The following is a 9,989-nucleotide window of genomic DNA, read 5'->3' on the forward strand; positions in this document are numbered from 1 at the left end:
AATTTCAACTGTAAAGCACTTTTTAGGGTGGGGAGGAGATTGCTTTAACAACCGCATGCTTTTTTTAACACTTCACTCATACGTGTGCGCCAATCTTTTCCTTGTTTTTTTAAAGAAGCAATAACGTTTGGGTCAAGACATAGAGTAACCGCTTGTTTAGGAGATTCAACGGGTGGACGCTCACGTTTACGGCGCTCTTCTGTTACATACTTAAAAAAGGAGGCTGGTAAAACGTCTTTAGCTGGCTTTAAGCGTGCCAGTTCTTCATCTGTTAGTGGTGGAGAATCCACGGCTTCCAAATCTTCTTTTGTGTAGCCACATCTTATTTTAAAGTTTTTTTTGAAAACCAATAATTCTCGTGTGACTTGGAGCGTATCCTTTTGCATACCGGAATATACACCCGATTATACCGGATCGTCAATTATCTTGTTACGTCTTAAAACTTCATGAGTGGAAAGATCATTAAACCCTACATTCAAATTTATTGATTTTGGCAAATTCGTCTGCTTTTTCAGTTTGTAATATACTAACGTCATAAGCAGCTTGCATATTAAGCCAGAACTCAGCTGTCGTATCAAAAAAATAGGCTAATCTTAGTGCTGTATCTGGAGTTATTGGACTATTTTCCGCAACAATACGTTCTATTCTCGTGCGTGGAACATTTAATGCTTTGGCAAGGGCATAAGCAGAGAGAGCATATTCTTTTAAATATTCCTCTCGTAAAATTTCTCCGGGATGAATAGCTATATAATTTTTCATCTCGACCTCCTACAAATCAATGATAATCTACAATTTCAACTTCATAAGCACCATTAAAACGCCATTCAAAACAAATACGAAACTGGTCATTAATACGAATAGAATATTGACCTTTACGCTCTCCTTTCAATGCTTCTAAACGATTTCCTGGAGGACTACGCAAATCTTTGAGATCAACTGCTTTATCCAGCATAAACAATTTCCTTTGGGCTATACGTACTAGAGTTGTGGGAAAACCTTTAGGTAGATTACCTTCTAAAAGATCTTTACACCGCTTATCCGCAAAAGATTCAATCACCAAGTCACCTTCATTCGTTCTTTTATGTATCATAGCATGATACCAGTTTAAAGAAAAGAATGAATGTTGAAAAATATAAAAAACAGGAGCGGAAATGACTAAGCAATCTCGAAAAGGTCTCTCGCTTCGAGCGTTTGCCAAAAAGATGCGTGTTTCTCCTAATGCGGTGGTTTCTCGTTTTAAAACAGGAAAATTTGACACAGCTCTTTTTGAAGATGGTTCTGTTAATGAAGCGCTTGCAACAGCTATCTGGAATGAGAATCCAACAAAGCGCCCTGCCCCATTTTTAGCACCGGATGGTCAACCACGGACAAAGATCAAACAAATCTCTACAGAGGGTGCTAATGAATACAAGATTAAACTGGAGCGAATGCAAGTTGCCCTTGAAAGCGAAAAGATTGCCCTTGAACGTTTGCGCGAAACAACCGTTGACCGTGAAGAAGTAAAGAGAGCAGCGCGTGAATTTGGAAGAGCTCACCGTGATGCCATGTTGAATTTCCCTCATCGTTTTGGAGCAAGCATTGCCGCACAAGTTGGGTGTGATGCCGCAAGCCTTATCGGTGCTATCGATTATTATATGAGAAAAGCTTTGCTTGAAGCTGTTCATATTCCGGTTCCTTATCATAATCATCAACCTCCAGAATGAGAGTGCTAGAGGCAAGCAAAGAATGAATAATGGATGAGAGTGCTGTTAAAGAATTTTTCGCCAATGCCAATGATGCAAGACAACCGGACCCACCCTACACGGTTTCTCAATGGGCGGATAAGAATAGATACCTTAGCACCGTAGCAAGTGCTGAACCTGGATTATGGAGAACAAAACGCACCCCCTATTTGCGCGAAATCATGGATAATCTTTCCTCTCACAAACCGATTGAAACAACCATTGTCATGAAAGGGGCGCAGGTTGGCATGTCAGAGGCAGGACTGAACTTTTGTGGTTATGCTATTCATTATAGTCCAGGACCAGCCCTTTATGTGATGCCCACCGTTGAGACAGCCAAGAAGCTTTCAAAGACGCGGCTTGATCCCATGATTATGGCAAGTCCAGTTTTAAGTGAACGCATCGCCCCTGCCCGTGCGCGTGACAGCGGCAATACCATGTTTTCTAAAGAGTTTGATGGTGGGGCGCTGATGCTGACAGGAGCAAACAGTGCTGCTGGTCTGCGTTCTATGCCTATTCGTTATCTGATTTTGGATGAGGTTGATGGTTATCCTCTCAGTGTTGATAACGAAGGTGATCCGGTGATGATTGCAGAAAAGCGTACCTCGACCTTTGTACAACGAAAGATCTTTAAATTGTCCACCCCGACCCACCGTGACACAAGCCGTATTGCCAAGGATTTTGTGCTAGGAGACCAGCGATATTACAATGTCCCTTGTGATGCGTGTGGTGTACTCCAACCACTTGTCTGGTCACAAATCAAATGGCCCAAAGGCGCCCCTGAAAAAGCTGTTTTTGTTTGTGCCCATTGTGGTCATGAACATGCTGAGCACCGAAAAACGGATTTGATGTGTGAAGAAAGAGGTGCATGCTGGGTCCCAACCAGCGAGTCTAGCAGACCGAATTTGCGTTCTTATCATATTTCTGCACTCTATTCCCCTTGGCTTACTTGGGGTGAATGTGCACGCGAATTTTTAAATGCCAAGGATGATCCAGCGCTTCTACAGCCTTTTGTGAATACAGTGCTTGGAGAGCCATGGGAGGACAGAACAGGCGAAGTTGTTGACCCTGATAGCCTTTATGCAAAACGTGAAGATTATCCTTTAGCACCAGAACAAGCTGTCGTGTTGACAGCAGGCATTGATGTGCAAAATGACCGTTTAGAGCTTGAAGTGGTGGGATGGGGACGCAGCGAAGAAAGTTGGCATATTGATTATCAAGTTATCCTTGGTGATCCCTCTTCTTTTGAAGTGTGGGACCAATTGGATGAATATCTTGCAAAACGTTGGCCACATCTAGGCTATAAAGAGGGTATTAGGATAACGGCGGCTTGTATTGATACCGGTGGTGGACATACACAGGCTGTTTATAATTATGTGCGCCCCCGTGAAGGACGACGTATCTGGGGCATTAAGGGACAAGCTGGTTGGCGAGCGGTGTGGCCACGCCGCCCAAGCAGAAACAACAAAGGACAGATTAATCTTTATATTGTTGGGGTTGATGCGGCGAAAGATATCATTACAGCGCGGTTTAAAAAATCGGGTCCCGAAGCAACGGGGGCTGGTGCGACACATTTTCATAAAAGCCTTGATCGAGAATATTTTGATCAGCTGACCGCTGAAAGAAAAGTGATCAAATATTTTAAAGGCTTTAAGCGTATCGAATGGCAAAAAAGTGAAACGGCAAGAAATGAAGCCTTGGACTGTAGGGTCTATGCTTATGCAGCTTTACAAGGTCTGATTTCGGCGGGAATAAACCTTAATCGAGAAGTCGATATCTTAGAAGAGCGTCTGGAAAAACTTAAAGTTGAAAGTTCTTTAGAGCAGCCAACATCAGAACATGTGCCCTCTCCTTCTCCCAAAAAATCTCAGACAGCACAGCCTCAAAAGAAGCCATTCAGAACAATGATGAATCCTTATATGCGAGGAGATTGGAGGTAATTTGTGGGTGAAACTTTAGGACAATTTAACAGCAAATTTTCGAGACTGGAAAATTTAAAAAGGCGGCGTGAACAAATTGAAGAGGCTCTTTATTCAGGAGCACAATCGGTACGCCATGGCGATAAGCAAATAAGCAACCGCTCTGTTGAGGAACTGCGCAGAGCGCTTGAGATGCTGAATAGGCAAATAGCGGACCTTGAAGGGCGTAAAAGTGCACGCGTGTTCTATTTTAACATATCACGAGGCTATTAATGGCTGGTTTGTTCAATAAAATTACGGGCTTTTTTAAAATTTCTCGTCAACACAATCCCCATTTTGAAGCGGCAAGCAAAAGCCGCCGTATGAGTGGTTTTGACCCCGCAAAAAAACATATCAATAAAGCCATTGAAGAATGCGGTGATACCATTGTTGCCCGTTCAAGGTGGCTTTATGACAATGAATCTCTTTATGGTTCTGCAACGGAGGAATGGGTCTCTGCGGCTGTAAGTGATGGGATTAAACCTTATCCTCGCATTGAAGGCTTTCAAGAAGAAAAGAAAAAGCTTTTAGACTTGTGGTGGCAATGGGTTGATGAAGCCGATTATGATGAAGATGCCAGCTTTTATGGTCTGCAAACAACCATTGCACGAGAGGTCTTTTTAACCGGAGAGTGCTTTGTAAGATTGCATTATGTTGATCTCTACGGGCGCTCTGGTGTGCCTCTTCAGTTGCAAGTTTATCCCACTGAAATGTTGGATCTCACCTATAATGGACCGGCTGAGATTGAAGGCCATTACATTCGTATGGGAATTGAATTCGATCCCAGAGGTAAGCGTGTTGCTTATCATTTTTGGAAACATCACCCCTATGATGATTGCCCTTCCAACACAGTCTTTGAGAGCCAAGAGCGCGTGCGTGTCCCTGCTGAAATGGTCATTCATATCAAAGAGCGCCGTATTGCCGGACAATTGCGCGGTTCTCCCAAAATAACGCGTGCTATGACAAAGATCTTCCAACTTGAATCCTATGATGATGCAGAACTTGAACGAAAAAAAACAGCGGCTCTTTTCGCAGTGTTTATTACAGGCAAGGAATCTCACGAGGCAGAGTTAGAGGAAAATCGTGAAAAAACGAAAACTGAACAGAGGGTGGAAAAGAAGATTGAAGAGGTTCCCGAAGAGCACCCAATTTATCCTGGCTCGGTTAACGTAGTCGATGGCGAAAAACAAATTACATTCTCAAATCCTGTTGAGGTTGGTGGTTCTTATGAGGCTTTTCAATTTCGCAATATTTCAAGAATTTGTTCTGCTCTCAATATGCCTTATGCCGTTGTGACAGGAGATGTTACGCGGGGGAATTTTTCCAATGTGCGAACCTCCATCATTCAATTTAGACGCCATGTTAAACAATGGAGAGAACATATCATTGCCTTTCAGTTTAATCGCATTGTTTGGGCACGCTTTGTCGAAATGGCAGTGCTTGCTGGACGTGTGAATTTACCAGGATGGGAAGAAAATTCCTTGCCATGGCTTCAATGTGAAAGCTTTGCACCACCCCTTGAAATGATTGATCCCATCAAGGATATCTCCGCAGAAAAAGAAGAAATTCGTGCTGGCTTGAAAACACGGCGTATGGCGCTTGCTGAACGTGGTTTTGATATTGATAACATTCATGCCGAACTCGAAGAAGAACGCACAGATGCGCGCAAACGTGGTTTATCCTTTGATACCGATTATGCGCTAGCACCCTCAACAGCCAATCAACTGATTGATGATGAAGATTCAGAGAATTCTGAAACTTATGAAAGTAACCAAGACAGTAAGGCACATGCAAATGGTGAATAATCTCGACATGCCGTTTTTGGCATCCCGGCTTTTTGGTGTGCCCCTCATGCTTGCCTCCACAAAGCTTGATATTATTCTCAATGCTCTTGCCCCACGGCTTTTTGCAGGAGAAAAATTTGCCGTGAGAGCATTGTTAGAAAAAGATGGTGCTCCTTTAAGACCACCAGAAACTTATGTGGTGCAAAACAATATTGCCATCATACCAGTTCACGGCACGCTTGTGCGCCGTGGTGCATGGCTTGGGGCTTTATCAGGTCTAACCTCTTATGAAGGTTTGAGCGCTTCTTTTCGTGAAGCGATTGGGCAGCCTGATGTTCATGCAATATTGCTTGATATTGATAGTAGCGGTGGAGAAGCTGGTGGTGTGTTTGATCTTGTGGAAGAGTTTCAAGCACTCTCAAAAAAATATAACAAACCCATTTGGGCACATGCCAATGAGGTTGCTTGTTCGGCAGCTTATGCCATTGCTTGTTCTGCTTCTCAAATCTGGGTTGCTCGTACAGGGGTTGTGGGCTCGATTGGTGTTGTTTGTGCCCATCTTGATCAGTCTCGTGCAGATGAAAAACATGGGCTTAAATGGACCTTTGTTTTTGAAGGGGATCATAAAGTTCATGGCAATTCTCATGAACCACTCGCCGATGAAGCACAGATAAAAATACAAGCAGATTGCGCCCTGCTCTACGAGATGTTTGTCGATTTGGTTGCGCACAATAGACCTCTTAATGCGGCTGCAATCCGCGACACCAAAGCAGAAACTTTTATAGGCAACCAAGCCATCACACTTGGATTAGCAGATGCGCGAGGAACCCTTGCGCAGGTTTTGGAAGCCTTAATGGATTCCATATCACAAAACCCAACAGCAACAAAAGAAGGACAAAACACATGGCACGCACACAATACCGCGCTGAAGAAGATGATGATGAAAAGATTGTCGACATCACCCATGAAGACGAAGAAGACACACTCGACATTGACGAAGATGCCGAAGACTTCGACGATGAAGAAGAAAGCGAAGATGAGAACAACGAAGATAAGCAAGAAACCATAAAAGCTGCTCTTGAAAAGGAAAGAAAGCGCGCACAGGGACTGACAAACCTTGAAAAGCAAGCAAAGCGTTTAGGTGTTTCTTTTGATGCAGCAAAAGCAATTCAAAGCGGCATGACACTTCAGAAAGCTAAAAATGCTGTTCTAGCAGCCGCTGTCTCGAAAAGTTCCTCTTTAAAACTATCAACCACAGCACCCCACAATGATGGGACGAACAAGACAAAAATTTATGCAAAATGGGAAGCAGCTTGGAGGGCAATAAAATGAATAATCAAGTTTTCTATGAAGATGTTCGCAATGGCGCTTATCTTGGACGCTATGACACGGATATGTCCAATGAAGAAGTGGTGTTTGCATCAGGGGCATTTGTTGAAGCCGGCACTGTTATGGGAAAAGTAACAGCAACGGGAAAATATGTTCCCCTTAATCCAGCGCTATCAGATGGTAGTCAAACGCCAGCAGGGATTTCTTATGCCACTGTTGATGCAACAGAAGCAGAGCAACACGCCGTCATTACAGCGCGCTTGAGTACCGTAAAGGCTTCTGAACTGCTATGGCCAGATGCCATCACGGATGAACAAAAAAGTACTGCCATTCAGTCTTTAGAAGATAACAACAAAATAATGTTGCGATAGGAGAATGCGCACATGGATATGAATTTTTTTAAACATGATGCTTTCTCAAGCATCACAATGATGAAAGCCATTGAAAACTATGAGTTTCAACCTAGTCTTGTAAGCTCTCTTGATCTTTTTGAGGAAGTGGAAACCAGTACCACAGTGGTTGGCATTGAACGGCGTGATAATACATTTTCGCTTATTCAAACCAGTGAACGTGGCGCACCTTTAGCAGAAGGTGATAGAGAGGGTCGTAATCTTCGGTTTTTTAAAACAACACGTATTGCCAAAAGTGATACGGTAAAATCGGAAGAAATCCAGAACCGACGTGAATTTGGCACAGAAGATCAGTTAGAGACAGCAATGAAATATATTGCCAGAAAACAAAAGAAGCTGATTTCTGAAATCGAATTGACATGGGAGAATATGCAGCTTGGCGCTGTTCAAGGTGCTGTCCTTGATGCCGATGGCTCTGTCATTGTTGATTGGTACAAAGAATGGGAAATCACACCCCCAAAGCCCATTGACTTTAAACTGAATAATGAGACAACAAATGTTGCCGACTATGTTGATCAAGTCATCATGAGAATGATTGAGGCTTCAAAGGGGGCATTTTCTGATCGTTCACGGATTATTGGGCTTTGTGGAAATGAATTCTTTTCCAAGTTGAAAAACCATAAAACAATTCGTGAAACCTATCTCAACACAGCTCTTGCACAAACACTCAATAGTGCTGGAGGTGTTGCAACACCAAGTGCCATTGGTTCTGGAAGTTTTGGCAGTTTTGACTTTGCAGGTGTCACTTTCATTAATTACCGGAGTATTCACAACTATAATGTGAGTGCAAAAGCCGGAACAAAGCGTGCCATAGGGATTAAGCCTGATGAATGCCAATTCTTTCCTGTTGATGCGCCTGGTGTATTCCAAAAAACCTTTGCACCAGGGGAAAGCTTGGATTTTGCCAACACCGTTGGAAAACCTCTCTACACCATGTTGATTGTCGATAACGACCGTAATGCATGGGTAAAACCGGAGGTCTACAGCTATCCGCTTTACATTTGTACCCGCCCTGAAATGCTCTTTAAAGCGGTCAGTGGAGGAAAATAACATGCGATGGCACGGGTTGCTTCATAAAATGATTCAAGATGTACGCAATACCTTTGGGCAACCCGTCATCTACACGCGAAAGGACAATCAACAATCCTTTCAGATCACAGCGATTTACACCATTAAGCATTCGGAATCGGAGGCTGGTGGCAGAATCCCCACAACCGTTCCTCGAAAAGAACTTGATGTCTGTATCCATGATATCGGCGGCTTCCCCCCAAAGCCTCAAGATAGCGTTGTCATTATTTCTCCTGAAGATACCTCTCAAGAGCACTTCGTGATCACAGAGGTACAAGCCTCTGAATCCGGTATGTATAAGCTTATTCTGCGTAATGAATCTTCATCTAAAAAGCAATTTTGATTATGTTTCTAATGTACAGAAGGGGAATAAATTATCCCCTTCTGTGTTTTCATCACTTACTTATTGGAATACGCCAAGCCTTTCGCCCATAGTGTTTTGCGTAAAGTTTTTGACCTGTATAAGGGCATCTACGCCACGCTCGAAAAACATGAACTTTATTTTTGTTATCCATCAGATAACTTTCTCGGTGAATTAACCTAGACATGAGACATTCACAATGATACAATTTTTTACTGCTACAGGTTGCATCTTTCTGTTGCCTGTCTGGTTTTACGTCAGCAAACCTTAGCCTGACGTAAACTCTTTGTGGGTTTGAGCTGCAACTCAAACCCTTTTTATTCTGATTTAATGTTTAATGTTTTCATTCTAACCTTTGCTGCTTGTAATGAAACTTTATAGCACTTAGCAACCTCTTCTGGAGTCTTAAATTTGGTCATACCTGAACGTGGCATTAAAAGTTCAGCAGCAAACTGATCAGCTTGCCGTTCTGAACTGCGATAAGCAGGTATTCCATGAGAATCAATTACGCGTTGTAAGGGTAAATTTGTATGTAAAAAGAGGTGAGCAAATTCATGAGCAACTGTAAATCTTGCACGACCATTACCATTGTACGCATCTCTATAAATATCTTCTCTTAAAACGATGAACTTACCTTGCGGATCAGTTAAACCACCCACATTTCCAAGTTCTTTCTTATCTGCGATACGTAAATGAAAATCTGGCTTCATATTAGGCAAAATGGATTCAATAAACTCCATTACTGGAAAATATTGGACATCTGACAATTGTAATTCTCTTCGAAATAAACCAGCTAAATAACTAATTTTGTGCCAACTATGAGGAGGAACTTCGTAATCAATGCTTTTATACACCTTTTATTTACCTTCTTTTTCTTTTATCCGTTTCATCAGTTTTTTCATTTTTTCTACATCTTCTGGAGAAATGTTATCTATAACTCTAGCAAACATACCAACAAGTTCACCTGTGGATGAATTAGAAGACTTTATTGTAAAACTCTTACGGCAGGCATCAGCCTCTTTTCTTAAGAGAGAAGCCATATCTTGATCTAAATCGTATAATTCTATGATCTTTTCTTCCATACCAACGGGCACAGATTTTTTGCCAATCTCTACAGAAGATAAAAACGCTACAGATATACCTAATTTATCAGCCATATCTAAAAGACGTTCTGCATGATCAATACGGAGTTTTCGTATGGTTTTACCAAAGGATGTAAGCATCTAAATAGAACTCCAAAGAATTTATAATTAATCTTAATAAGTTGAATATATTTTATATTAAGGTATAAATCAACTGCCTTTTTACAATAATTACAGATTGCCAACAAACGACATGAGCAAAATAAAAAATATTAC

Annotated in this window: 14 protein-coding genes; 9 read left to right on the forward strand and 5 right to left on the reverse strand. The window is 42.1% G+C overall.

Annotated features, from left to right (window positions below):
• Positions 1-44: 44 nt before the first annotated feature.
• The 3 genes from BN202_RS08510 to BN202_RS08520 all read right to left on the reverse strand — a co-directional run bounded on the left by BN202_RS08510 (position 45) and on the right by BN202_RS08520 (position 1,090).
• A complete protein-coding gene (locus BN202_RS08510; protein ID WP_034988047.1) occupies positions 45-350 on the reverse strand; it encodes a BrnA antitoxin family protein in 306 nt (101 codons plus the stop codon).
• Between the two features lie 112 nt (positions 351-462).
• Entirely contained in the window at positions 463-759 is a 297-nt protein-coding gene (locus BN202_RS08515; protein WP_019220222.1) for a HigA family addiction module antitoxin, read from the reverse strand.
• Positions 760-775: 16 nt separating this feature from the next.
• Positions 776-1,090 carry a type II toxin-antitoxin system RelE/ParE family toxin gene (locus BN202_RS08520; RefSeq protein WP_034988039.1) on the reverse strand — a complete coding sequence of 105 codons (315 nt, stop codon included), beginning with the start codon at positions 1,088-1,090 and terminating at the stop codon, positions 776-778.
• A 61-nt stretch (positions 1,091-1,151) separates the two neighbouring features.
• On the opposite strand from BN202_RS08520, the gene BN202_RS08525 reads away from it, so the two are divergent.
• The 9 genes from BN202_RS08525 (at position 1,152) to BN202_RS08565 (ending at position 8,613) form a co-directional block, all read left to right on the forward strand.
• Entirely contained in the window at positions 1,152-1,703 is a 552-nt protein-coding gene (locus BN202_RS08525) for a hypothetical protein (protein ID WP_019220224.1), read from the forward strand.
• A gap of 29 nt (positions 1,704-1,732) precedes the next feature.
• A complete protein-coding gene (locus BN202_RS08530; protein WP_019220225.1) occupies positions 1,733-3,661 on the forward strand; it encodes a phage terminase large subunit family protein in 1,929 nt (642 codons plus the stop codon).
• Positions 3,662-3,664: 3 nt separating this feature from the next.
• Positions 3,665-3,913, forward strand: a complete 249-nt coding sequence (locus BN202_RS08535) for a phage head-tail joining protein (protein ID WP_019220226.1) — start codon at positions 3,665-3,667, stop codon at positions 3,911-3,913.
• A complete protein-coding gene (locus BN202_RS08540) occupies positions 3,913-5,484 on the forward strand; it encodes a phage portal protein (protein WP_019220227.1) in 1,572 nt (523 codons plus the stop codon). Before BN202_RS08535 ends, BN202_RS08540 begins: the two co-directional genes overlap by 1 nt.
• The gene (locus BN202_RS08545; protein WP_019220228.1) at positions 5,474-6,532 is read left to right on the forward strand and encodes a S49 family peptidase; all 1,059 of its coding nucleotides are present in this window, start codon (positions 5,474-5,476) and stop codon (positions 6,530-6,532) included. Before BN202_RS08540 ends, BN202_RS08545 begins: the two co-directional genes overlap by 11 nt.
• Before the next feature lie 110 nt (positions 6,533-6,642).
• Positions 6,643-6,795 carry a hypothetical protein gene (locus BN202_RS10385; protein WP_019220229.1) on the forward strand — a complete coding sequence of 51 codons (153 nt, stop codon included), beginning with the start codon at positions 6,643-6,645 and terminating at the stop codon, positions 6,793-6,795.
• Positions 6,792-7,163, forward strand: a complete 372-nt coding sequence (locus BN202_RS08555) for a head decoration protein (protein ID WP_019220230.1) — start codon at positions 6,792-6,794, stop codon at positions 7,161-7,163. The genes BN202_RS10385 and BN202_RS08555 overlap by 4 nt, the downstream gene beginning before the upstream one ends.
• A 12-nt stretch (positions 7,164-7,175) precedes the next feature.
• Positions 7,176-8,252 carry a major capsid protein gene (locus tag BN202_RS08560; RefSeq protein WP_019220231.1) on the forward strand — a complete coding sequence of 359 codons (1,077 nt, stop codon included), beginning with the start codon at positions 7,176-7,178 and terminating at the stop codon, positions 8,250-8,252.
• A gap of 1 nt (position 8,253) precedes the next feature.
• Positions 8,254-8,613, forward strand: a complete 360-nt coding sequence (locus BN202_RS08565; protein WP_019220232.1) for a head-tail joining protein — start codon at positions 8,254-8,256, stop codon at positions 8,611-8,613.
• A 335-nt stretch (positions 8,614-8,948) separates the two neighbouring features.
• On the opposite strand, the gene BN202_RS08570 is transcribed toward BN202_RS08565, so the two are convergent.
• Positions 8,949-9,485, reverse strand: a complete 537-nt coding sequence (locus tag BN202_RS08570; protein ID WP_019220233.1) for an ImmA/IrrE family metallo-endopeptidase — start codon at positions 9,483-9,485, stop codon at positions 8,949-8,951.
• Positions 9,486-9,488: 3 nt separating this feature from the next.
• On the reverse strand, positions 9,489-9,854 hold the full coding sequence (locus BN202_RS08575; RefSeq protein WP_019220234.1) for a helix-turn-helix domain-containing protein: 366 nt from the start codon (positions 9,852-9,854) through the stop codon (positions 9,489-9,491).
• Between the last annotated feature and the right edge of the window lie 135 nt (positions 9,855-9,989).

It is taken from the genome of Bartonella florencae, assembly GCF_000312525.1.
In the GTDB taxonomy this organism is placed as follows: domain Bacteria; phylum Pseudomonadota; class Alphaproteobacteria; order Rhizobiales; family Rhizobiaceae; genus Bartonella; species Bartonella florencae.

Coding starts and splice junctions, on each gene's coding strand:
- BN202_RS08530 (WP_019220225.1), top strand. CDS start 1,733: ATGGATGAGAGTGCTGTTAAAGAATTTTTCGCCAATGCCAATGATGCA.
- BN202_RS08520 (WP_034988039.1), bottom strand. CDS start 1,090: ATGATACATAAAAGAACGAATGAAGGTGACTTGGTGATTGAATCTTTT.
- BN202_RS10385 (WP_019220229.1), top strand. CDS start 6,643: ATGACACTTCAGAAAGCTAAAAATGCTGTTCTAGCAGCCGCTGTCTCG.
- BN202_RS08560 (WP_019220231.1), top strand. CDS start 7,176: ATGGATATGAATTTTTTTAAACATGATGCTTTCTCAAGCATCACAATG.
- BN202_RS08565 (WP_019220232.1), top strand. CDS start 8,254: ATGCGATGGCACGGGTTGCTTCATAAAATGATTCAAGATGTACGCAAT.
- BN202_RS08555 (WP_019220230.1), top strand. CDS start 6,792: ATGAATAATCAAGTTTTCTATGAAGATGTTCGCAATGGCGCTTATCTT.
- BN202_RS08515 (WP_019220222.1), bottom strand. CDS start 759: ATGAAAAATTATATAGCTATTCATCCCGGAGAAATTTTACGAGAGGAA.
- BN202_RS08540 (WP_019220227.1), top strand. CDS start 3,913: ATGGCTGGTTTGTTCAATAAAATTACGGGCTTTTTTAAAATTTCTCGT.
- BN202_RS08545 (WP_019220228.1), top strand. CDS start 5,474: ATGGTGAATAATCTCGACATGCCGTTTTTGGCATCCCGGCTTTTTGGT.
- BN202_RS08525 (WP_019220224.1), top strand. CDS start 1,152: ATGACTAAGCAATCTCGAAAAGGTCTCTCGCTTCGAGCGTTTGCCAAA.
- BN202_RS08575 (WP_019220234.1), bottom strand. CDS start 9,854: ATGCTTACATCCTTTGGTAAAACCATACGAAAACTCCGTATTGATCAT.